Raw genomic sequence first — 23283 nt, forward strand, 5'->3', positions numbered from 1 at the left:
TCAAAAAAGGTATCGGCGAGGACCTTTTAATGACAAATGAGTCGAATTCGGCCGCCGCCCGGACGGCCCGCACACGTAGATATGCGCGCCTCGAGGCGCAGCGCGGCGTCCAGATCGAGCTGTTGGCTGGGCTCGCCGGCGGCGACATGAAACCGCACCCGGCTACGCGACCATCAGCCAGGCCTCGCTGGCGTGCAGCCTGGTATCGCCCTGCTGGACAGGGCGGTGCGCATGCGCGTTCACGTCGGGCGTCAACCGGAACCTGACGACGACGGCCGCGAGCCGCTGGGCCTGTTCGTGACAATTATCACTCTGACATGCACTTGCTCAACTTGATACAAGAAGAAGTATGCGCAGGATCAGGTTGTGCGGCCGGAATGCTCCGGCCGAACCGCGTGCTCGGAAAGGAGCGGTTCAGACGGGTGTTTCTGCCCGGGCGTTGTCGGCGGGCTGTTCCTGCTGCGGCTGCTGGGCGGCTAGCATCCGGAATGACTTCGGCGTACAGCCGAATTCTTCCTTGAACAGCTTGTTGAAATATGGAACATTCGAGTAGCCAACCAAATACGCGATTTCCGACACGGCGGCGCTGCTTTTCTGAGTCAGCAGCCTGGATGCCTCAGTCAGCCGCAGTTTATTCACGTAAGCGGTGAAGGTCATGCCAAGTTCGGATTTCAGCACTTCATTGATTTTGTAGCGGTTCGCGCCGGTCCCTGCCGCCACGGCTTCGAGATCCAGTTTGGGGTCGGTATAAGTGCTGGCAATATACCGCAAGACCGATGCTTTTTCCTTGTCCTTGTACGGTTCCAGGGTTAGCTGGCGATAGGCGACCAAGGGCAAATTGGTCTTCATTTTTGTATCCACGCTGGCCAACAGCGCGCGCGAATGAGCCAGGAAAAACCACACACCAAATGCCACCCAGCCACCCAGGACAATGACCGCCAGCGCGGCCAGGTAGCGGTAATCCCGGCCATGCAATGTCAGTTCGCTGATCTCAATATACCCGTCGACATTACGTGGAGTGGCCATGCTGGTGCCAAACAGGATTTTCGCGACCTTGTCCAGTTTATAGCCCTGACGCGCCAGGTCCAGCTTCATCGCGGGAAACCACCATTCGGGAATCAGCAGCCGGGCCAGGTCGAGCGTCACCGGCATGCCCTGCTCATTACACGAAAAATACGTTCTAGGTGGGCGGTAAGTCTCGAACTGGCCTGGCTTCGAGATTTTTTCATCGAAGGCGGACATCTCGAACGTCACCGACGTGGCCGGCGCACATTTGGCAACGAAGGTAATGGTACGGAACCTCGACCAATCCTGGAGAATCGGCCGCCCTTTGTCGTCCTTGAAGGTCAGGTCGGCGGCGACAAAAGGATACGCGGCCGCATCCTTGAGCTTGAAGTCGAACCGCAGCCGGTCGCGCGACATGTCGTGCAAGCGCACTGACGACGCTCCGCCAGTTGCCACATCGGAATACGTTCCGTAATGCCAGCGGGAGCTGCCATTTTGCGCCGGCAACAGCGTTTGTGTCGGATAGGTCCGATAAACAAAAACCACCGCCACCAGCGCGTCCACGAGAAGCAGGACAATCAGCGCCAGCAGCGCCTTCTTATAGAACTCTTGCATATAGGTAGGGGCCTGAACTGTCTCGGCGCCGCAGGTGTCGACGGCTACGATCCCGGAATCATAACAGGCGGTATATGGACAGTCCCAGTTATTTTTGCAGCGGACCGTGCTCACGCCGACAGGCCGCAAGTCTTCCTGTCGCCCCAGTGGCCGGCGTTGGCGATGCCGACCCGGTCGCCTGCGCGGGCGCCCGCGCAGGCGAGGCGCAGGCTGGTGGTCAGGGCGGCGGCGACGACGGAATAGCGTTGGTCTTTTCGATAGCAACATCTTCATCGATATGCTCAACGACGGCCCTGAAGCAACGGCCGAGCCAGGCGGCTACACGCATCCCGCCACCGGCGTCATCACTGATTAGGGGCAATAGCCTCCTGGTCGGCCCCAAGGTCTATCTGCATGTTCAGGGCGCAGACGGCACGAATGTGACGATAACGCGTCCGTAACGCGTCAGCGCCGGACTGCCCTTATCGATCACCTTGACGATGAAGTGGGCGGTCTCCGTCTTGCTGACCACGGGCGCCTGCCCCCAAACGGTATGATGGTTTTCCGCATACCCCAGCTTGATCTCCTGCCTGTAGCTGCCAGCTTCGGGATACTGAAACCACAGGTAGCTCAAGCTATCTCCATCGGGGTCGGAACTGCCGGCCGCGCTCAGCATGAAACCCTCGCCGGATTTGACGGTCAGCCGATCGCCCGGCGCAAGCTTTACGACTGGCGGATGATTCGCCCCCTTGTACGGCTTGGTGGTCCACTCCATTCGAGCTGCGAAATCGTTCTGGAAGTCTTTGCGCCAGCGCCAGATGGTGGTCCTGTACCCGGTGGAGACCTTGTCGTGGGCGCGCACGGCGCGGCCAAAATCGCTGTGGACCATCGGCCTGTAACTATCCACTGCGTTGGTCCAGATGGCATGAGGCTCTTGTAATACAGGTACGTTGCCGGTAAAGCCTTCCGGATTGGTATCTTTCAACGCAGGCGTATAGAACTCGTAGCGCCCACCCCAGCCGCCCCAGTCCGGATGCTCGGGTGCGTTCAGGCCGTTCGGTATCAAGGACAGGAAGGATGGCGTATCGCCCTCGACGCCAAAAGAAACATCCGGATACACCGCACCCAGCGGCCCATGCCCCTGTTGAATATGCGCGGCGATCCAGTCGTTGCTCACTTCCGTGCTGTCGAAGCCAGGCTCGGTCGCGTGCATCCCAGTCCAGGTGCCATTGCCATACCCGCCGGGGCTGACGATATAAAACAGATCGGGAAACTGGGTGCGTATCCAGAAACCGGAATCGTCCTGATCAGAGATCGTGTAGACGCGCAACTTCTTCACCAGGTGACCGACCTCCTCCGGTGTCCTGTCGTGGCTGATCCGATACAACGCTTGAGCAAGGGTATTGGCACCGCCCCAGACCGCAACCCAGAGGGGGCGCGTATCATTTTTCTCCAAGGCCTTGATGATGGCGTCCGACCCCGGCGAGTCCTTGCCGTCGCCGACACCTAGCATGCCGTAGACTTGCGAGCCGGAGCGCACCACGGCTTTGAGTGCCTGCGCTTTCGGAAACCCCGGTTCGTGCTTCAACAAGTTGGGTTGGACCCGGCCATAGGCGTCGACGATCGCATGGATGGATTCCGGGGCAATGCGCGACTTCTGATGCGTAGAGGTCGTGGCGACGATACCTTCGATATCGATCTGGTTCGCGTATAGAAGCAAGCGTACGAGCGACTGGCTGTCATCGGGATCGGCCTCGATATCGGTGAGGACAATCAGGCGTTGTCTGGGTTCGGCAGCGCCAAGGGCCGGCACGCAAACCAATACGGCCGTCAGCATCGCTGTAATTGAAAGTAATCGCATCATCTCTGTATTGCTCTGTATTGAATCGGGGCCTGTCTCGCCGGCCGGGCTGTGTGCAAGACCGGAACCGAACCCGGCCAAACGAAACGGCCCGGCGAAGAACGCGCCGAGCCGGACCGCATCCGCTAGAAGCCACTCACGTCATGCGGATGTGCGTGTGGCAGCTTACCGGATTGCGCCCTTCACCAGCGCATCGAGGAGGTCCGGGTCGAGGACTGCGTTATTGCTGCCCCGATCGATCAGGCCGCCCACATCCCAATAGAACGGTAACAAGCCATGGGCCACTGCCGACCTGGTGACGTAGTTGATATAGTAGACGCGCGACTTCTTATGCAGGGCCAGTGCATCGCCCGTCAGATTATTGCGCAGCATTGCGGCGTACTCGCCGAGCACGACCGGAATGCCCTTGTCGACAAACTGCTGCCTGATCTTCGAGAACTGCTGATCGACATAAGCCTCTTCCATCTGGTCGGCATTGTGGGCGGTGTCCGTGGTCGAATGATTGTCCTTGCCCCAGTAATAGAATGCATGGCCCCACCATTCATCTTTTTCCATTAAAGTAAATTGCCACGGGTAGAAGTGCACCTCATACATCAGCTTATTGCTGACAGTGTCGGTCGGCATGGCGGTCCACATCGTCGCTGATTTATCGATGTCCACGGCCGGTCCCTGCACCGCCAGGACACGGTAGGCATTCTTGCCGCCCGTCGCGCGCACCGCATCGATGAAGGTCTGGTGGTAGGACATGAGCACCGGCATCTGGTTGGCCGTATCGACAGCCGGCTCGTTGGCGCCGGCAAATATCAAATGCTCGTCGAAGTCGCGCATTTGCGTGGCAATCTGGGTCCAGAACGCCTTTTGTTTCTCGTTGACGGCCACTTGCTTGTCGGGCTGAACGTTTCTTTCGAGCCAACCGCCATCCCAATGGATGTTCATGAGCACATACATCTGGTTGTCGACGCAATATTTGACGACTTGCTTGACGCGGTCCATCCAGGCCTGGTCGATCTTGCCAGTCTGTTGGTTGGCGTACTGGTCCCAGGCAACCGGGAGCCGGATGGCGTTGAATCCGTCCGCCTTGGCCGCCTTGATCAGCGCCTCGGTGATCAGGGGATTGCCCCAGGCGGTTTCTCCGCCGATCGCCTCCATCGTGTTGCCAATATTTAGCCCCAAACGAATCTTGCTGGCAAGCTGGACAGCGGTGCTGCCCATGCCGGCAGCATCGGGCGCGATCGGATTCTGGTTGTAGTCGGGAAAGAGACCCGCGGCCGGCGTGGTTGGCGCCGGTGTCGTCGGGACTGGCGTCGGCTGGGCTGGCGTGGTGGGCGCTGGCGTCGTTGCGGCTGGCGTCGTTGGCGCCGGCGCCGCAGGCTTCGTGCTGGCCGCGCCGCCGCCACAGCCAACGTTTAATGACAGAATTCCAACTAATATAAGTACACGGCTGAGCTTCAAATTAACCTCGAAATATTCATGCTGACAAATTACCCGTTGGCCTCGAATATTTTTTCGGCCAAGCGCCAACATACCGAGATCCGCGCCACGGCCGTTATCGCTTCCCCAGAAATTGCTAGCAATATGCGAAAAATTGCACAACTTGGGGATTTACAGCTACGGCTTGGGCGAGCGGATCGTCAGGCTGCGTAAGTGCGATAACAGGACGCTGTCAATGTCGCGTGTCGGCGCAAGCCGCGGCTGCATCCGTTCCGTCACAGGCCGCCGCCGCCGCCGCCGGGCGGATGCAAGGAAGTGCAGTATCAATGCGATTTTCCGCACCCTGTAAATGTCTTCACCGCTAGCGTAATTTCGGTCCTTACTCTTCCCGAACCCCTGGGATAGACTTCGCCGGTTTGCTGGACCGGCGCGCCAGCTATGGCGCCGGTGGACGCATGCGTCATGGCGGCCTTCTTCACCACTGATGCATCGACGCGCCAAAAAACATACGACTTTCATGGATACGACTGAATGAACATCATCAAACATAGCCTCGCCGTTCTCGGCCTGATCGCGGCACCGGCTTTTGCCGCCAGCCAAGTCAGCATCAGCATCGACGCCAGTCGACCCGGCCCTGTCATCAACAAGAACGTCTACGGCCAGTTCGCCGAACAGCTCGGCACTGGCGTCTACGGAGGCATGTGGGTCGGCACGAAGTCGAGCATCCCCAACACCCGTGGCTGGCGCAATGACGTCGTCGGCGCGCTCAAGGCCTTGCATGTGCCGCTGGTGCGCTGGCCGGGCGGCTGCTTCGCCGACAGCTACCATTGGCGCGATGGCATCGGTCCGCAGGACAAGCGCCCGAGCAACATCAACGGGGGCCGCGTAGAGGAGATCAACGCCGTCGGCACCCATGAATTCTTCGACTTGATCGACATGCTGGGCGCCGACGCCTACGTCAACGGCAACGTCGGTACCGGCAGCGTGCAGGAGATGGCCGATTGGGTCGAGTACATGACGTCGGACGGCGGTTCGCCCCTGGCCAGGCTGCGCGCCCGGAACGGGCACGCAAAGCCGTTCAAAGTCGCCTACTTCGGTATCGGCAATGAGTTATGGGGCTGCGGCGGCAACTTGAAGCCGGACTACTACGCGAACCTGTACAGTAATTACGAGAATTTCCTGAGGGCGCCCGGAAATTCGAGGCCGAAGATGATTGCCAGCGGCGGCAGTGGTTTCGACACCGCCTGGACCGACGTCCTGAGCAAGGAACTGAAGGGCCGAACGGTGGGCATCAGCGTCCACCAGTACACCATCCCGGGCGGCAGCTGGGCGGTCAAGGGCAAGGACCTTGGCTTCAAGGAAGACGAGTGGATCTCGACCCTTGCCAATACCTTGAAAATGGATCAGCTTATCAAGGATCACGTGGCCGTACTGGACAAGCACGATCCCGAGAAGAAGATCGGGCTGATGATCGACGAGTGGGGCACCTGGTATGACGAAGCGGGTGCCAGAAGCGCCTTATTCCAGCAGAATTCCCTGCGCGACGCGCTCGTGGCGGCACTCAACTTCCACATCTTCCATGATCACGCGGAGCGGGTCCCCATGACCACGATCGCCCAAATGGTCAATGTCCTGCAGGCAATGATCCTGACTGACAAGGAAAAGATGGTCCTGACCCCGACCTACTACACGTTCCAGATGTATGTGCCGTTCCAGGATGCCAGGTCGCTGCCGCTGGCAATCAAGGACAACACGAGCTATACCCTGGGCGCAACGACCATTCCGGGGGTGAGCGCATCGGCGTCACTTGCCAAGGACGGCAAGGTGTATCTGGCACTGGTCAACACCGATCCGCACAAGGCGGTCGACGTCGCCGTCGACGTCGCCGGCGCGAAGGTAAATGCTGCGGCCGGCAAGGTACTGACCTCGGCCGCGATGGATGCGCACAACACGTTCCAGAATCCGCAGGTCATCAAGCCGGCAGCGTTCAGCGCGCGTGCCGCGGGCGGCAAACTATCGATCAAGGTGCCTGCAAAGGCCGTGATGGTGGTCGCTCTGGAGGAGTAAACGCCGCGCGCGCAAGGGCATGGTGATCACCTTCGGCATGTCCGATGGTACCGACGCGGCCCATCCTGAACAGCAGCGGCGGCAGCTCGCCGCTCCGGCAACGGACGCCGCAAGGGCGTCAAACCTCAATCAATCGACCTTGTATTCGGAAACGTATGCGTTCAACACCGGAATCCAGTTTGCCCCCGCCCGCAACTGAAGGGCAGCCGTCATTGCGGCCCGAGAAACGGCGCTACGCGTTGGGTATCGTGCTGCTCATCCATCTTGCCTTGCTGATCGCCATGCTGCTGTCGCCCGCGCGCCGTCCCGCGCCTTCACCGCCGCGCGCCCTGGAAACGGCCCTGATCGAAGAGAAAGTACCGGAAGAAAAAATTCCCGAACCTGCGCGCGCCGACATCGCCCCACCCACCCTCGCGCCACCGCCCCTTCTCGTCCCGCCGCCGCTGCCAGTGCCCGACGTCGTGCCCGACGCTATCCGGGCTCCGGCTCCGGCTCCCGCTCCGGCGCCTGCTGCGGCCCCGGCGCCGGACGCGCCCCCGCCCCGGCCCCGGCCGCGCCCGCGAAGGAGGTCGTGGCCAGCGCGCCTCCCAAGCTGTTTGAGGAATGCGCCGAAGCGTCGGATCGGCATATGGTCGCCGACGTATATCGCCTCGCTGCCGGCAACCAATCGGTGTACGACATGCGCGGGCGTAAGCCGATCAAGCGCGTTTGCCTGGCCCAACTCGATATCGTGCCGCGCTCCTTCCGCGAAGGCTTTCCCGGTATGGGCTCGACGATCGAATGGTTCGGTCTGGATATTCGCTTTACCGTCAATATTGCCGAAACCGGCACCTGGGAGCTGATGCTGTTGGCCGACGATGGTGCCGTTCTCAGCATCGACGATGAAAACGTGATCGACAACGACGGCATCCACGCCCCTACACCCGTGGCGACCAGGATCAAGCTGGAGAAGGGCTTGCACAATTTCCGCCTGCGCTACTTCCAGGGCCCAGGCCCAGATCTTGCGCTGATGCTTGCGTGGAAAAGGCCCGGTGCGGCCGATTACAGCTATTTGCCGCGCAGCCTGATAGGGCGGCCGCCTGCCGGCACGCTGCCGCCGATCCGCCCGAAGGAGTAATCAGGGCCGCTCCACGTTCCACACCTCACTTCCGACATTCATGAAAAAGACACACTGCCCCGCTCTCGTTCTCTTGTCCGTACTGGCTTCGCTGCCCGCGGCGTCATTCGCGCACAACCCGATTATTCAAACGATGTATACCGCCGATCCGGCACCCATGGTCCATAAGGGCACGCTCTACCTGTTTTCCAGCCACGACCAGGATGTCGGCGAAAAAAACAACTTCAACATGAAGGACTGGGTGCTCGCCACGACGACGGACATGGTGAACTGGACCCAGCATGGCGCGATCGCCTCCCTGCGGGATTTCGCCTGGGCCGCCAAGGAGATTTCCGGCTGGGACGGTTTTGATAATGGCGCCTGGGCTCCCCAGGTGATCGAGAGGGACGGCAAATGGTATCTCTACGCCCCGGTGCAAGGCCGCGGCATAGGCGTGCTGGTGGCCGACAATCCCCTCGGCCCGTACACCGATCCCATCAAGAAACCACTGATCGCCGGCCACGCCGGCGGCCTGTACGACAGCATCGATCCGACCGTCTACATCGACGACAACGGCCAGGCCTATCTCGCCTGGGGCAACCCGAATCTGTGGTCGGTGAAGCTGAACAAGGACATGATTTCCTACGACACGAGCGTCGGGGAGAATGGCATCATTCGCCATCCGATGACCGTCAAGGCGTTGGGCGAGCGCAATCCTCCGGACACACAAGGCACGACGCTTCCGAAGCGCGCCTTGCGCGGCACGTCCTACGAAGAAGGTCCCTGGCTCTACAAGCGCAAGAATCTCGCTTACCTGTTTTTTGCAGGTGGTCCCATCCCTGAGCATCTCGCCTACGCCACCGGCCCCACACCGGAAGGCCCGTGGACCTACGGCGGCGTCGTCATGCCCCCGCAAAGTGCGTTCACCAACCATCCGGGCGTGGTCGATTTCAAGGGCAAGACCTACCTCTTCTACCACAACGCCGCGCTTCCAGGAGGCGACGGCTTCAAGCGTTCCGTTGCCGTCGATGAGTTGAAGTTCAACCCGGACGGCTCGGTCCCGATGGTGCAACCGACCAGGGAAGGCCCGGCACCGGTCGCCACCCTCGATCCCTACAAGCGCGTCGAAGCCGAGACCATTGCGTGGTCGTCCGGTGTCAAAATCGAACCCAGCAGCGCCGGCGGCCAGAATGTGCGCGACATCCACGACGGGGCCTACATCCAGGTGCGCAATGTCGATTTCGGCGCGCCCGGCGCGCGCGCCTTCATGGCCAGCCTCTCCAGCACGGCCAAGCCGAAACAGGCCTCCGGGGCGAAGATCGAGATTCGTTTGGGCAAGCTCGACGGCCAGCTGATCGGCACGCTGCCGGTCTCGGGAACCGGCGGCCAATGGAAGCCGCAGTCGGTCCGGGTCTCCGGCGCCTCCGGCGTCCAGGATGTCTTCTTCGTGTTCCGCGGTGCGGCCGGCGAAGAACTCTTCAAGTTCGATTACTGGCAATTCGCGCACCACGACCTGCCGGCGGACCGCGACTCCGGCGCGCCCCGGCCCGGCCCGGCGGCAAAGGCGGATCGTGCCCATAATCCCGTGATCTGGGCCGACGTCCCGGACATCGCAGTCATCCGGGTCGGCAAAACCTACTACATGAGCAGCACGACGATGCACATGAGCCCGGGCCTGCCGATCATGAAGTCGACGGACCTGGTCAACTGGAGCATGGCCTCGTACGCTTATGACACCCTGGCCGACAACGAAGCCTTCCGCCTCGAAAACGGCAAGAACGCCTACGGTGAGGGCTCCTGGGCCAGCAGCCTGCGTTACCACGACGGCATGTTCTATGCCTCGACGTTCTCCGCCACCGCTGGAGGACGCACCCATATCTACGCCACGCGCAATCCGGAGCGCGGCCCGTGGAAAGAAACGAGTTTCGAGCCCGCGCTGGGTGACCACAGCCTGTTTTTCGACGACGACGGTCGTGTCTACATGGTGTTCGGGGGCGGCCGCATCTCGCTCAGGGAGCTGAAACCCGATCTCACTGGCTTCAAGCCCGGCGGCGTCAACAAGGTCATCATCGAAAACGCCAATGCCCTCTTCGGCGCCGACCAGGGCGGACTCAAAGCCGAGGGCTCGCAGCTCTCCAAGATCAACGGCCGCTACTACCTCTTCAACATCGCCTCGCCCAAGACCCGCTGGGCACGCACCGTCATCGTCCACCGCGCCGACAAGATCGACGGTCCCTACGAGGGCCGCATCGCGCTCGATGATCGCGGTATCGCCCAGGGCGGCCTCATCGACACCCCGGAAGGCAAATGGTATGCCTATCTTTTCAAGGACAACGGCGCCGTCGGTCGCGTTCCCTACCTCGTGCCCGTGACCTGGAAGGACGGCTGGCCCGTGCTCGGCCAGGACGGCGAAGTGCCCATGACGCTCGACATCCCCGCCGGCCGACAGGGCCGCTCGGGCGCGTCCGGTATCGTCGCCTCCGACGAATTCGACCGCTCGCCCGGCGCCCCCGCCCTGCCACTCGCCTGGCAATGGAATCACAATCCCGAGCCGCGTAACTGGTCGCTCACCAAGCGCCCCGGCTACCTGAGCTTCGTCACCAGCCGGGTCGATTCCAGCCTGCCTGAGGCGAGGAATACCCTCACCCAGCGCACCTTTGGCCCTGACAGTTACGCCACCACCAGCATCGACGTGAGCGGCATGAAAGACGGCGACTGGACCGGCCTTGCCGCCTTTCAGAAAAAATACGGTTTTGTCGGCGTAAAGATGAGCGCCGGCGCCAGGTCGCTCGTCATGGTGAGCGCCGACTCCGGCCAGCCCGAGGAGGTCGCCTCCATTCCCCTTTCCGGCAAAACCGTTCACCTCAAGGTCGAATGCGAATTCCAGTCCGCGCCTGACGATGCCCGTTTCGGCGTAGACGAGAATGGCGCCAAGACCTATGGCATACCGGGGGCGCCTGAAGTCGCCCGCTTCTCCTACAGCCTCGACGGCAAATCCTGGACCCCGATCGGGCGTCCCTCGCGCCTTACCTATACCTTCCCGCACTTCATGGGTTACCGCTACGCGCTCTTCTATTATTCGACGCAGACCGCCGGCGGCCGCGTCGACTTTGACTACTACCGGATCGGTCAAAGCGGGGGCTCCCGCTGACCGCCGCCAGCGGAGGGCCTTATCGCGCCGGCTCGCGCGCGTCCTTTTTGCATGCATCCCGGAATGCCTTCGGGGTGCATTGGTATTCTTGCTTGAAGAGCTTGATGAAATACGAGGAATTTCTGTAGCCGACCGAATAGGCGACTTCTGCAATACTGGCACCGGTGTTTTCCACCAACAGGCGCGATGCTTCGGTCAATCTGAGCTTGTTCACGTAACCGATGAAGGTGCAGCCTATTTCCGCCTTTAATATGTCGTTGACCTTGTTGCGGTTGACACCGGTTTCCGTCACTACGGTCTCCAGATCCAGTCCTGGATCCGCATAACGCGTCGCCAGCAATCGCAGAATGGCGGATTTTCCTTTTTCCTGGTGTGTCTCCAGCGCCAGCTGCTGGTACGCCACCAGTGGCACGTCCTTCTGCATCCGCGCATGAAGGTCATTGGCCAAAACCACGGCGTACTGCCTGACGAACCAGAACCCGAAACCCGCCCAGGCTACCGTCAGGAATGCGGCGAGAAAATACAGGTAGCCATATTTCCGCTTGTGCATTTCGATATTCGCGATTTCGATACGCGACGGGATGCCGACGCCGCTGGCAGTGCTGGTGCCCACTTCGAACTGCGCAACCTTGGCCAGCGAGTAGCCCAGGTCGGATGGATTGAGCTTGTTCGAGTCGACCCACCATTGCGGAACAGTCAAATGCGCCAGATCGAGTTCGGCGTGAACCCCGTCCTGATCGCAGTTAATGTATGCCGACGGCGAACGGTAGGTCATCAGATCATCCACTTTGGACAGCTTGTCATCGAAGGTGGTGAGACTGATCCGGATGGTACCGGCGGGGAGGCAGCGTGCCTCGAAACTGATCTTGCCGAATCTGGACCAGTCGAGCAATGCCGGTTTACCGTTGCTGTCTCTGAAGAGCAGGCCGCTCGATACATAGGGTTTGGAATTGCTGCCTGACAGGACGAATTCCATGATCAGGCGCGCGGCATCGACTCGCGCATCCAGGCTCGTTGTCGCGTCGTTGCCTTTATGCGTTCGCAACTGCCAGGAAAAATCTGCCTGCCCAAACAACGGGACGCGGTGATGGCTGCGGCTGATGCAAATATACCCGGTCAGTGTACTCATACCGAGAAGCAGGACCAGCCGGACCAATGCTTTTGAATATAGCGGGTGCATGTCAATGAAGGTGGCAGGTCCGACAGTGGCGAACCGGTGGCCTGGCGGTCAAGCCGCATACCAGCGAATAAAGCCGGTCCACACCGGGCCCGGCTTGTCGACGCAGAGGCAGGGGCGGCCCCGCAGGCGGGACCGCCTTTTCCTTTAGTACGTGTAACGCAGGCTCAGGCGGAAGCTGCGGCCCGGCTCGAACCAGGCGCGGGGCATGTTGCCGATGCCTTGCTGCTGCGTCTGACGCACGACCATGTCCGTCAGGTTGCTCGCCGAGAAGTTGCCCGAGATGTGCTCGTTGAACCTGTAGTCCACGCCAAAGTCCAGCTGGCCCGTCGCTTCCTGCCACGTCGGCAGGCCGTAGCCTACGTCCGTCGGCGCCGTGCCACCGTTCGCGGCGGCGCGGGCCGGATCGGCACTCGTGGCGTCCTCACCACCCGTGCCGTTCGCACCCACGCCCTGCAGGAAGCGGCTGCGCCAGCTATAGGCCAGGCGCGCAGACAGCGGACCGCGGTCATACAGGAACATGAGGTTGTACGCGTTCTTCGACAGGTACTGGATCGGCAGCGACGTGAAAGGCAGGCCGTTCGTGTCGCAGCCGTACAGGCTCAGCGAGCTGTTGTTGAACGATCCTTTCGCCGGGCAATACTTTTGGGTGAACGGATGGTACAGGTCCTGCTTGCTGTCGATGTACGTGTAGTTCGCGGAGATGCCGAAGCCCTTGGCCCAGTCCGGCAGCATGCGGTCCAGCCCCGGCACATTGTTGAAGTAGGTCTGGCCCGCCAGTTCCAGGCCCGTCACCGAACCCTTTGCGACGTTGTCCGGCCCCGTGATCAGGAACGTCTGGTCGTTGCCCGCCAGGCTCTTGTAGGTCCTGGTGAATGCCGTGTTCAAGATGATGTCACGCACATTCTTGCGGAACACGGCCATGGTCAGCGACGAACCGTTGCCCGGATACCATTCGAGCGTCCAGTCGAAGTTGTTGGAGCGGACCGGCTTCAGCTTGGCGTTACCCCTGTCGTTGCCCGTGTAGCTGATGCTCTTGATGGTGCCGGCCTCGGCGCCGGTGCCCGACGTGATGTTCTGGTTCAGGTTGATGTACTCGTTCAGGTTGTCGAACGGCGGACGGTACATCGACTTGGCGAACGCGAAACGGGTTTGCAGCTTGTCCGTCAGGTCGGCCTTCAGGTTCAGGCTGGGCAGCACGTCGACGTACTGTTGCGACGCATTCACCGGATCCTTGATCGCGGCGAAGCGCGGGATCACATCCGACGCGTTCGAGCCATACGTCGGATTGAAGATCGTGAAGCCGTGGGACTCGCTGCGCGTGTGGATCACACGCACGCCGAGGTTGCCCTCGACGGGGAAACGCAAGTTGTCGAAGCCGAAGCGCAGTTGGCCGTAGGCGGCTTCGGTGCGTTCCTGCTGGCTGCTGGTCTGGGCCGGATCGTCGTTGTAGGCCAGCGGTTTCCAGCCGCCATCCGCGGTCGAGCAATCATTGTTGGTGCCATAGTATGCGTTGCCGTCCTGGCACTGCATCTGCAGGGCCGGGATGAGTTTCGCATTATTGGCCAGGTTCCGGACGAAGGCCGGGTCCGGAACGACCATCGTTGGCACCTGGGGAATCTTGCCATTGAAGAACGTCGGGAACGTATACGAGGACGTCTGCACCAGGTTGCCGTAGCGCGGATCGCTGAAGTAACTGACGTTGGGGCGTGCTTGCCAACCCTTGTCCGCGAGCAGCGGCAGAGTGCCCGGCACCTTCGTCGCGTTGACGGACCACGGCTCGGCAATGCTCTTCCAGCCACCGATGCCACCGGAGGCGTCGGAGCGGACCGCCGTACGCTTGGTGAGGCGCACGCCAAAGCGCAGGTCGCGCAGCACGTCGTCGTCGAAGTGGAAACGCGCGTCCGTCTTCCAGGCATACAGGTCGCCCTTGGCCTTGGTCATCGACGGCATCATGAAGCTCATGTAGTAGTTGTCGCGATTCGCCAGGAAGGCGCGGTCAGTGTCATCGAACGTCACCTTCGGCAGACTGCCCGACAAGTCGATGCCCAGGTTCGGCACGAACGTGCCCAAGGTCATGACGTTGCCCTCGGAACTATTCGTCGCATGCACCCACTGCAAGTCGCTCTGGATGGCCCAGCGGTCGTTGATTCTCCACTTGACGTTCCAGGCGACCTCGCGCGTCTGCGATTTGCTGGTGTCGAAGCCAGTGTCGGACTGGTAACCCAGGCCGCCGGCCGCGAAGGTGTTCGCGCCCACGCCGCCGATCGGGTAAGTGTAGAGGCCATTCTGCAAAATGCCGGCCTGGTTGAAAACCGGATCGAGCGGCTTGACCAGGTACGGCGACTCGACGGCCGTAAACGTGGCGTTCTCGGTGTTGGCCGACTTGTAACCGGTATGGAAGTACGTCAGTGCCGATTCCATGCCGTTGTTCTTCCACTGCAACGCGCCATAGACACCGGCACGGTCGACCTGGCTCGTGTTGGTGCGGAAAGACGCGGACTTCGGGATCCAGACGGTCTGGCTGTCAACGATGTCGGTGCGTGGGAAATACGCATCCACCTGAACCGTATCGTTGTGGGAATTGGTGCGGTTGGCAGACAGGTCGATCAACGCGCCCCATTGTCCGGTGCTGGTATTCCACCGCTTCGACACCAGGGCCGACAGGCCCGGCGACTTCTTGCTGCCCAGGGCGTTGTAGTTGCCGTTCACCGACAGGGCGACCTTGCCGTCCTTGTAGTCGAATGGCAGCGCGGTACGCAGATCCACCTGACCGCTGACGCCGCCTTCGACCAGCTCGGCGGGCGGATTCTTGTGCACGACCACTGCGGACATGAGTTCCGGCGGGATGTCGCCCCAACTCAGTTCCCGGCCCGGATAGCCGGCCGAGAACGATTCGCGGCCGTTCAGCGTGGACGAACCCCAGGTCAGGCCACGCACCGAAATGCCCGAACCTTCGACCGAGAAGTGTTCCGGGTCGCCGCGCGAACGGTTGCGGTCGATCGTCACGCCCGCGACGCGCTGCAGCACTTCGGTGATCGACTTGTCCGGCAGTTTGCCGGCTTCTTCCGCAACGACGGCATCGATGACTTCCTCGGCGTTCTGCTTGAGTTTTTGCGCCGACTGCATGGCGGCGCGCTGGCCGCTCACGACCACCGTCTGCGTAGGCGGATCGCCGGCAGCTGCCGTTTGCGCATGCGCCGCGCCGCCCCAGACCAGTGCGGCCTGCGCCACCGCCAACGACAGCGCGGTCATCTTGATCGGTTTCCTCACGATCTTCGTCTCAATTCTTGTCATTATTTATATCCTTTTATGTAATGCCTTGGATGCCGTCCGCGGTCATTGGAAGGTGATGGGGCCGGTCAGCGTGAGTTGGGTCGAGTAGGTCAGCTTGTCCGTACCCGCAGTCGCCATCGAGGCGTTCGCGCTCACTGCGGAGAATTCGACTTGCGCGATCGGGTAATCCTGCAACTCGGTCCAGAGGTCGAGTCCCGTCAGGCCGCACGATTCCGCAATCGTGAACTTGTCCTTGAGATCGACGCTGTAGCTCGTGGCGGCTGCAGCGGTCGGCATTACCGTCGCGTGCAGCTTCACGTTGCAGGCCTTGCCGTCCTTGACGGCGAAGTGGCCGAGGTACAGGTTGATATCGACCCCGTTGTTGCCGTTGCCGAACCATTCAGGGTTCTGCGCGAGCTTGAACTTCAGGGCCGTCTGGGCATCGATCCGTGCGCCAGTGGGCGTGTCGCCGTTCTCGACGAGCTTCGCCAGGCCACCCGCGAGCAGCTTGACGCCCATGTAACCCCCCAGTCCATTGCCGGAATCCGGCTGGATGTTGTAGTACCAGGTGAAGCTGTTGCCGTCGGTGGGCACGGTGCGGCCGCACCAGTTCGTGGCACACCACCAACCGTCCGCGCTGCTGCCGGCGTAGGTCTCGATGCTGCCCGACTCATTGGTCTGGTCGATGCTCTTGTAGCCGCTCAGGAACGTCAGCGCATCCGCTTGCGCGGTGCCGATCGGGATGCTCCGGACAACCGTGCCGGGGGCATAGATATCATCGACTACCTGCGCCGTGATTTCGCACAGCCCGTTGTCGACCTTGGTCATCGTGTTGCCGCTGACCGTGCAGACCGATGGCGTGCTGGACGTAAAGGTAACGGCTTTGCCGGCAATGCTGGTCGTGGCGACCAGCGGAACCGGCGTCGAATCCAGCGGCAGCGCCCCTGGATTGCGGAAGGTCACCGTCTGCGACCGTTTGGGGATGCCGAAAATCTGGTTTTCCGACGCGGGGGTGTAGCCGTTGCCACCCGCCTGGTTTGCAGTCACCGAGCACTCGCCCGCTTTGATCAGCGACAGCGTAGCGCCGTTGACGGTGCAGATATCCGGCGTATTCGACGTGAAGGTCACCTCGCCACCGCCGCTCGCCGTCGCCGTCAGCTGGACGGTCGCGACGTCGGGCGGGGCGGCGAGCGTCGGTCCGCCCACGAATGGGAACGAAATGGATTGCGCCATCGCGCCGTCGCTCGAACCGCCGCCGCCGCTGCAGCCGGCCAGCAACATGCCGCAGGCCAGTCCGACTGCCGTCAGCTGGAATCTCATGGTTTGTCTCCTCATTGGAATCTTCCTTTCTTTTTTGTTTGCTGAAGTTGCTCGGCACCGGCTGCGCCGATGACAAGAAAAGATCGCTCCCTGCCCGCTTCGCTCCACATTCGCGGCAGGGAGGCTGGTACTGGTCAAGGATGTACGGACTGGCAGAGCGTCGCCGGCGTTATGAAATCGTTTTCAAAAACGCGGAAAAAAACAGCGCGCGACGATGTACGCGAGGACGGCGAAAGGTTTGCGGACCGGTTGCTGCTGCATGCAATGAGCCTGAGGTGCACGTCTTGTCTCCCTGCTTTTATTATCGATACCGTTCAACCAGCTGCTTCGATGGCGCCGTATTGACATATCTTGATCTTTATATATTTAAAACAATGGTCTCGGTGCTGGGCGGCTCCGAAAAAAGGGGCAGCCAAAGCTGCCCCATAAAACCGCTGCGGAAACCCGCCACGGAGGAGAGCGAAAATGTGTGAAGCCCAGGATCGTCTGCGGCCGGGAGGCGGTTGCGAAACCCAACCCATGTGTGAAGCATAGGCCGTCCGTCATGGACAACGATATCGCCGCTAATCGAATTTCTTGCACTCCGCAGAAATTGCAAGGAATGTCAGCCATAGTAAAAATCGGACGTGACGGGTGGCGTCGGTCAGGCAAGCGGGCCGGAAGAAATGGCTGCCACACCACAGGCCGATCGTGGAACCAAGGGGTGGGATGCCCGGATCAAAGGAATACGTTTCCGTACGGCTCCGTCGACCCCGCCACGGTCAACCGATGGGCAGTGCGTTTCCTGCCGCTGGTCGAAAAGCTGCCACGCAAGCATGCGCGCCAGGGGGGCGATCTGGAGGGAATGGACCGGCCAGCATAAGCCGGGGCCATGCTCGACACGGAAGCGACTTCATCACGTGCAAGATGGCAAAGGGACTTGATGCACGCGGCCTGACGACACCGGCGCTCCGGTTGCAAGCTGCGGATCAGATCGAAAGACCGCCGCGGCACGTTTGCGGTGCCGCAGCGGTCATTGGCGGCGTCTGGGACGTATCACTCAGTTGGTGTAGACCAGACCGCGGCCGGTGCCACTGAAGTAGACGCGCCCGTAGGTGTTCCAATCGCCCGCCATCGCGCCGATGCCGCCGTACTGGTGCGCATCATCGTTGAAGCGTGCCCAGGTCGCACCGCCATCGTCGGAGTGGTACAAGCCCCATACGCCGTTCATCGTACCCACGACGTAGACCGCGGCCGAGTACGGGCTGCCTGCCTGTGCCTTGCCCAGGGCGATCACGCTGGCGCCATGCAGTTGGCCCCGCGCGCCGTCGTCACCGACCGTCGCGAAGCCGTTCAGCTTGGTCCAGGTCGCCCCCGAATTGGTCGAGTGGTACACGGCGTTGCCGTCGGCCAGCCAGAGGTCACCCTCGACGTTGGGGTTGACCACCATCGACGTGAGATCAAAGGCGTTGTGGTACAGGTTCGCCGACACCGAGCCCTGGCTCAGCGTGAAGTTGTGGCCGCCATCGGTCGAGACGTAGACCTTGCCCGCCGGCCCCCAGAATGCGCCGCCCGAATCGTACGCATAGACCTTGTTCGGATTCTTCCGGTCGACGACCAGGCGATAGCCGTTAGCCCAGCCGCCGGGGTTTGCCGGCGCCGGCAGGTTGGTCGCGGTCCAGCTCGCGCCATTGTTCGTGGTATAGGATGGCACCGAGCCGGACGGCGCCCAGATCACGTTGTTGCGAGACGTGGTCACGATACTCCCGTTGTCGGAATCGTTCGCTGCCGCGCCCGCAGGCAGGGTCGCGAAGTTCGACCACGAGTTGCCGGCGTCGCCGGACCAGAAGCCGAAGACGCTTTTTGGTTGCGTTGAGTTGTTGAGGCCGGCACCGACGATGTAGTTCGGATCAGACCACAGCACGTCGGCGTAGTTGCCATTGTTCCAATCGGCGAGAGGGCCCCTGGTCGGCGTCGTCGCGAGGTCGGTCTGGACCCATGTCCCGATGTCGCCTGCGCTGTTGACGAACTTGTACGGCGCGCCGGCCGGCGGCGTGACGACGGCCAGGGTGGCGGTCTCCTCGAGGTTGTTGTTCGGGAAGTCCCAGCTCGGCGTGGCCGACGACGCGTTCCAGGTTTCCCAGACGCCGCCGCCGGTGACGTGCATGATGTGGTCGCGGTTGGCTGGATCGATCTCGATGTCGTCGATCCAGCCCCAGAACTGTCCGCCGTAATGCAGCATGCCGCCCGCGATTTCGCGCCAGGTGCCGCCGCCGTTGTCGGACAGCTGGACGACAGGACCGGCGGAGCTCCAGGTCCCGGTCACGGCCAGCGCGATACGGGCCGTCGAGCCGGTGCCGTACACGGACACACCGCCGTAGCCGCCGCCGGTCGTGATGCTGGAGAGCTGGGTCCAGGACTCATTGCCGGCCACGCCACCGAACTTGTAGAGGTAACCGGGACCGCCGGCGCCCTCGCCGGCGTTCTGGTTGAATACCACATAGTACATGCCGTCGCTGGTACGCACCATGTGCGGGACGTAGTAACCGGACACGTTCGACGGGACCGACACCGGCGTCCACGAAAAGCCGCCGTTGACGGACTTGTACAGGGTCGAGGTCAGGCCCGCCACCTGGCCGTAGTCCGGCGCGACGGCGGCATACATGATCCAGGTCGTCTGACCGCCACCCACGTTCGAGTTGTCGAACATGATCTGCTCGACGCCCTTCACGGCGCCGATAGCCTGGATCTGGGCGCCCGTGAGCACGGTGCTCGACAGAGCCGTCTGGGTCCACGTCTGACCCGAGTTCGTGCTTTTCCACAGGCCGGCCGTGCGCGAGGCGTAGAACATCGTCGACGGATTGGTGGGATCGAGCTTCAGGCGTTCGCCGATGGCCCGGCCGCCTTCATTGCCACCCACCGGGAAAGGCAGGTCGTAGTGCGTCCATGTGAGGCCGCGGTTGCTGGAGGCATAGATACGGCCGTTAGACGGGTTGCCGCCGCCGTCTTTCGTATACATGCCGGTAACCAGGTAGACGAGCTGGTCGTTGGCCGGATCGAGGGCGATGCTTTCGACGCCGTGAAACTCGCTCTCGCCCCCGTTGAAACCGATACCGTCGGTAATCGGCGTCCACGACCCGTTCGAATTATTCCAGCGGTAGGCGCCACCGACATCGGTGCGTGCGTACATGAGGCCCGCGGTCGTCGGATGGTAGACGAGGCCGGTGACGTAGCCGCCACCGGCCCACTTCACGCTCGTATAACTGGTGGCCGAGCCGGTGGTGGCGGCGAGGGCCGGTGCGGTGCCGGACGCGCCGGGGGGCGTGCTGCCCCCGCTGCAACCGGCGAGAAGCGCCGCGACCAGCGTTGGGACGATCAAATTATGCTTCCGAAACATATTGTCTCCTCAAATAGGATTGGCTTGACGTTTTCCGGTATCGAACGTAGCTCCGCCGCGCTGGGTGGCGCCACAATCGTTGCGGAAGTCAGCTTCAAATAAAAACGCCTGATTCAAAGCACGTACTAAGTAGTCGCCCAATTTTTGCTGTCAAAGCTAAATTGATCACGCAGCAGGGGTTGGGCGATGAAGCACTTGGAGTTGTCCGAAGACGAGCGGCGCACGCTGCGTGAGATGGGCGTGTTCCACCCGCATCCGCGGACACGGATGCGCGCACAGGGAATTTTGCGGTTGAGTCAGGGATTAACGCTGCAGAAAACGGCGGATGAGTTCGGGGTGCACCTGAACAGCGTCGAGCAGTGGAGGCAACGCTGGAACAAGCTTGGCCTGGCCGGATTGTACGAGGGGCGTCATACCGGTCGACCAAGGAAGTGGACGCCTCAGCAGCAGCAGGCTCTTGGCGAGTTGGCGCATTCCGAGGGCGGAAGCGTGGTTGCACTGCTGCGCCAGATCGAGCAATGCCGAGACCATGCGTCGATCAGCGAAAGCACAGCCAAACGGTATCTCAAGGAGATGAATTTCACGTACAAGCGCTATCGGTACGCTCTAAAAAAAAGCGAAATCAGGTGGCGTTCGAGTACGCCAGAAAAGTGATCAACGCACTGGCCAAGCTCGACCATGAACAACGCTGCGAGCTGCTGTACTTCGACGAATCAGGCTTCAGTCCAAATCCTCCCGTGCAGTACGGCTGGGGCAGGATCGGCGAGACCCGGGCCGTCGAACCGCTCGCGCACCGACAGCGCGTGAATGTGCTTGGAGCCTTGCGTCACGACGGCCAACTGACCTGGAGCACTCAGCAACGGCCGACGACACGCGACGATGTGATCGCATTCTTCGATCGGATTGCACTCCAGCCTTACGCGGTTCCACGCATCGTCTTGATCGACAATGCCGGTATTCACAAGGGCGACCTGATGGAGAAGAAGCGACGCCAGTGGGCCAAACACGGGCTGTATCTGTACTACTTGCCTCCCTATAGCCCGGAGCTCAATCGGATTGAGATCTTGTGGAAGCATGCCAAGCATTTCTGGCGCCGCTTCGTTGCCAGGAACGGCGCAGATTTGCTCGACGAGATTCAATCCTTGATGAGAGGCTTCGGCAGCAAGTTCACGATAAATTTTGCATGACTACTTAGATAGACGTAACGCCGCTGTTCAGCGCCACGTCGGCCTTGCTGCGATCCCCGCTATCCAGGCCGGCCCGGGCGGCACTGAGCCTGAAGCTCAGGATCACGTCGTGCACGCTGCATCCCAGCTCCCGGCGAAACACGGCGTCGAGCGTAGAGCGCGACACGCCCACGTATTGGGCCACCTGTTCGGTCCTGATGCCCTGGCACGCATACTGGCGGATGAAGTGGCGCGCGCGCATCACGTTCGGATGCTTGATCAGCTGGTACTGGCTGGACGCGTGCACGTTGATGCCGGCCGGCGGCACCACGATCGGCGTCTTCGGCGGGCACACCCCGTGCAGCATCTGCCCGATCAGACGGGCGGCCGCGCGCCCGATCTCCTGCGCGTCCTGGATCACGGAACTGAGCGGTATGCGGGTGAGCCTGCGCACCAGCGGGTCGTTGTCGATGCCGATGATCGCCACCTGTTCCGGCACTTCGACGTTGGCGATAATGCAGGCCTGTATGAGCTGGCGTGCACGCGCGTCCGTGACGGCGATGATGCCAACCGGTTTGGGCAAGCTGCGCAACCAGTCAATCTGCCCCTGGACTGCCTCGTCCCACGAATGGACGCTGGTTTCGCAGCCGCGGAATATCTCCGCTTCAAGGCGGTCGCCCTGCATCAGGCTGCGGAAGGCATTCTCGCGCTCCTGCGCCCAGCGGTTTTCCGCGGTGGCGGGAACGCTGAACATGGCGAAACGCTGCAGGCCGACATCGATCAGATGCTGATGTGCCAGTTCGATCAGCTTGATGTTGTCGGTCGCAACGTAGGGTACACCGGCAGGGTAATTCGACGGGTCGGCATAGGAACCGCCAATTGCGACCACCGGTACGCTACAGCGCGACAACGCTTCTGCCACGGCTGGATCGTCAAAGTTGGCGATAACGCCGTCGCCCTGCCAGTGCTCGATGCCCGCAAGGCGCAATCGAAAATCTTCTTCCAGGAAGATATCCCAAGCCGCCCCCGTACTTCCAAAATAGGCGGCAATGCCGGCAATGACTTCGTAATCGAATATCTTGTTCGCGTTGAATAACAGTGCGATCCGCTGTGCTTTCGTCGTGTCCATTTTACTTGTGTGTTTGGAAAACATTTCCGAAACCTCAGCAGGCCGATTCCCAGCATCGGCCGGGTGCCGGGTTCGGGCACCGTGGCGGACGGAAGACGGTCGCGGAATCAGACCCGTGTGCAAAACATAGGCCGTTCCACATGGGCACCGATATCGCTGTCAATCGAATTTCTTGCAAACCGCAGAAATTGCAAGCGATGTTAGCCACAGTAGAAATCGGCCGTGGCGGCCGGCGACATGGAGACTGGCAGGGGATGGGGATGACCACGCCTCGCGCGGCCCTGCAGCGGTTCAGCCGCAGTGTTCAGGCAAGTGGTTCTGACGGAACGCTATCGACGGGCTGTCCCCGCTGCGGCTGCCGGGCGGCTAGCATCCGGAATGACTTCGGCGTACAGCCGAATTCTTCCTTGAACAGCCTATCAAATATGAAACGTTTTTCACTGTGGTTAAGATTGCTTGCAATTTCTGCGGATTGCTAGAAATTCGATTGCCGCCGATATCGTTGTCCACGACGGATTGCCTATGCTTCAGGCTCAGGCCAGGTTCCGCTACCGCCCACGACGCCGGACGCAAAATAAAGCCGGCAGTTACGCTGTCAAGCGTGTGCCTCCTTGATGCCACCTCGCTCTACACG

Annotated in this window: 14 protein-coding genes; 6 read left to right on the plus strand and 8 right to left on the minus strand. The window is 61.3% G+C overall.

Annotated elements, in window-relative coordinates; all coding sequences use genetic code 11:
• Positions 1–414: 414 nt before the first annotated feature.
• The 3 genes from ACEN9G_RS01530 to ACEN9G_RS01540 all read right to left on the minus strand — a co-directional run bounded on the left by ACEN9G_RS01530 (position 415) and on the right by ACEN9G_RS01540 (position 4984).
• Positions 415–1620, minus strand: coding sequence for a helix-turn-helix transcriptional regulator (locus ACEN9G_RS01530; protein WP_413337798.1), 1206 nt, complete (start codon positions 1618–1620; stop codon positions 415–417).
• Positions 1621–2017: 397 nt separating this feature from the next.
• Entirely contained in the window at positions 2018–3463 is a 1446-nt protein-coding gene (locus tag ACEN9G_RS01535) for a nucleoside hydrolase-like domain-containing protein (RefSeq protein WP_413337799.1), read from the minus strand.
• A gap of 162 nt (positions 3464–3625) precedes the next feature.
• Positions 3626–4984, minus strand: coding sequence for a glycoside hydrolase family 5 protein (locus ACEN9G_RS01540; protein WP_413337800.1), 1359 nt, complete (start codon positions 4982–4984; stop codon positions 3626–3628).
• A gap of 438 nt (positions 4985–5422) precedes the next feature.
• Here ACEN9G_RS01540 and ACEN9G_RS01545 point away from each other — a divergent pair, with 438 nt between their 5' ends.
• The 4 genes from ACEN9G_RS01545 (at position 5423) to ACEN9G_RS01560 (ending at position 11205) form a co-directional block, all read left to right on the plus strand.
• Positions 5423–6958 (plus strand): alpha-N-arabinofuranosidase, encoded by a 1536-nt coding sequence (locus ACEN9G_RS01545; RefSeq protein WP_413337801.1) that lies wholly within the window; start codon positions 5423–5425, stop codon positions 6956–6958.
• Positions 6959–6977: 19 nt separating this feature from the next.
• A complete protein-coding gene (locus ACEN9G_RS01550) occupies positions 6978–7157 on the plus strand; it encodes a hypothetical protein (protein ID WP_413337802.1) in 180 nt (59 codons plus the stop codon).
• A 429-nt stretch (positions 7158–7586) separates the two neighbouring features.
• Entirely contained in the window at positions 7587–8075 is a 489-nt protein-coding gene (locus ACEN9G_RS01555) for a PA14 domain-containing protein (RefSeq protein WP_495605516.1), read from the plus strand.
• Positions 8076–8115: 40 nt separating this feature from the next.
• On the plus strand, positions 8116–11205 hold the full coding sequence (locus ACEN9G_RS01560) for a family 43 glycosylhydrolase (RefSeq protein WP_413339994.1): 3090 nt from the start codon (positions 8116–8118) through the stop codon (positions 11203–11205).
• Between the two features lie 19 nt (positions 11206–11224).
• On the opposite strand, the gene ACEN9G_RS01565 is transcribed toward ACEN9G_RS01560, so the two are convergent.
• From ACEN9G_RS01565 to ACEN9G_RS01580, 4 genes are all read right to left on the minus strand, one after another.
• The gene (locus tag ACEN9G_RS01565; RefSeq protein WP_413339996.1) at positions 11225–12334 is read right to left on the minus strand and encodes a helix-turn-helix domain-containing protein; all 1110 of its coding nucleotides are present in this window, start codon (positions 12332–12334) and stop codon (positions 11225–11227) included.
• A gap of 195 nt (positions 12335–12529) precedes the next feature.
• Positions 12530–15679: a TonB-dependent receptor gene (locus tag ACEN9G_RS01570; protein WP_413339998.1), complete on the minus strand. Its 3150-nt coding sequence runs from the start codon at positions 15677–15679 to the stop codon at positions 12530–12532.
• 42 nt (positions 15680–15721) lie between these two features.
• The gene (locus tag ACEN9G_RS01575; RefSeq protein WP_413339999.1) at positions 15722–16978 is read right to left on the minus strand and encodes a hypothetical protein; all 1257 of its coding nucleotides are present in this window, start codon (positions 16976–16978) and stop codon (positions 15722–15724) included.
• A 1039-nt stretch (positions 16979–18017) separates the two neighbouring features.
• Complete coding sequence (locus ACEN9G_RS01580) at positions 18018–20354, minus strand: dockerin (RefSeq protein WP_413340001.1); 2337 nt, start codon at positions 20352–20354, stop codon at positions 18018–18020.
• 186 nt (positions 20355–20540) lie between these two features.
• Here ACEN9G_RS01580 and ACEN9G_RS01585 point away from each other — a divergent pair, with 186 nt between their 5' ends.
• Together ACEN9G_RS01585 and ACEN9G_RS01590 are read left to right on the plus strand one after the other, a co-directional pair.
• Positions 20541–21008: a helix-turn-helix domain-containing protein gene (locus tag ACEN9G_RS01585; protein ID WP_413346384.1), complete on the plus strand. Its 468-nt coding sequence runs from the start codon at positions 20541–20543 to the stop codon at positions 21006–21008.
• Positions 21005–21541 (plus strand): IS630 family transposase, encoded by a 537-nt coding sequence (locus tag ACEN9G_RS01590; protein WP_483126477.1) that lies wholly within the window; start codon positions 21005–21007, stop codon positions 21539–21541. The genes ACEN9G_RS01585 and ACEN9G_RS01590 overlap by 4 nt, the downstream gene beginning before the upstream one ends.
• A gap of 4 nt (positions 21542–21545) precedes the next feature.
• Here ACEN9G_RS01590 and ACEN9G_RS01595 read toward each other — a convergent pair whose 3' ends face one another.
• Entirely contained in the window at positions 21546–22649 is a 1104-nt protein-coding gene (locus ACEN9G_RS01595) for a substrate-binding domain-containing protein (protein ID WP_413343277.1), read from the minus strand.
• Between the last annotated feature and the right edge of the window lie 634 nt (positions 22650–23283).

The sequence above is a fragment of the Massilia sp. Masssp94 genome (genome assembly GCF_059491305.1).

What these genes read in the sequence shown, in the direction of transcription:
- ACEN9G_RS01530 (WP_413337798.1), bottom strand. Translation starts at nt 1,620, where the DNA reads ATGCAAGAGTTCTATAAGAAGGCGCTGCTGGCGCTGATTGTCCTGCTT.
- ACEN9G_RS01535 (WP_413337799.1), bottom strand. Translation starts at nt 3,463, where the DNA reads ATGATGCGATTACTTTCAATTACAGCGATGCTGACGGCCGTATTGGTT.
- ACEN9G_RS01540 (WP_413337800.1), bottom strand. Translation starts at nt 4,984, where the DNA reads ATGTTGGCGCTTGGCCGAAAAAATATTCGAGGCCAACGGGTAATTTGT.
- ACEN9G_RS01545 (WP_413337801.1), top strand. Translation starts at nt 5,423, where the DNA reads ATGAACATCATCAAACATAGCCTCGCCGTTCTCGGCCTGATCGCGGCA.
- ACEN9G_RS01550 (WP_413337802.1), top strand. Translation starts at nt 6,978, where the DNA reads ATGGTGATCACCTTCGGCATGTCCGATGGTACCGACGCGGCCCATCCT.
- ACEN9G_RS01555 (WP_495605516.1), top strand. Translation starts at nt 7,587, where the DNA reads ATGGTCGCCGACGTATATCGCCTCGCTGCCGGCAACCAATCGGTGTAC.
- ACEN9G_RS01560 (WP_413339994.1), top strand. Translation starts at nt 8,116, where the DNA reads ATGAAAAAGACACACTGCCCCGCTCTCGTTCTCTTGTCCGTACTGGCT.
- ACEN9G_RS01565 (WP_413339996.1), bottom strand. Translation starts at nt 12,334, where the DNA reads ATGAGTACACTGACCGGGTATATTTGCATCAGCCGCAGCCATCACCGC.
- ACEN9G_RS01570 (WP_413339998.1), bottom strand. Translation starts at nt 15,679, where the DNA reads ATGACAAGAATTGAGACGAAGATCGTGAGGAAACCGATCAAGATGACC.
- ACEN9G_RS01575 (WP_413339999.1), bottom strand. Translation starts at nt 16,978, where the DNA reads ATGAGATTCCAGCTGACGGCAGTCGGACTGGCCTGCGGCATGTTGCTG.
- ACEN9G_RS01580 (WP_413340001.1), bottom strand. Translation starts at nt 20,354, where the DNA reads ATGTTTCGGAAGCATAATTTGATCGTCCCAACGCTGGTCGCGGCGCTT.
- ACEN9G_RS01585 (WP_413346384.1), top strand. Translation starts at nt 20,541, where the DNA reads ATGAAGCACTTGGAGTTGTCCGAAGACGAGCGGCGCACGCTGCGTGAG.
- ACEN9G_RS01595 (WP_413343277.1), bottom strand. Translation starts at nt 22,649, where the DNA reads ATGGACACGACGAAAGCACAGCGGATCGCACTGTTATTCAACGCGAAC.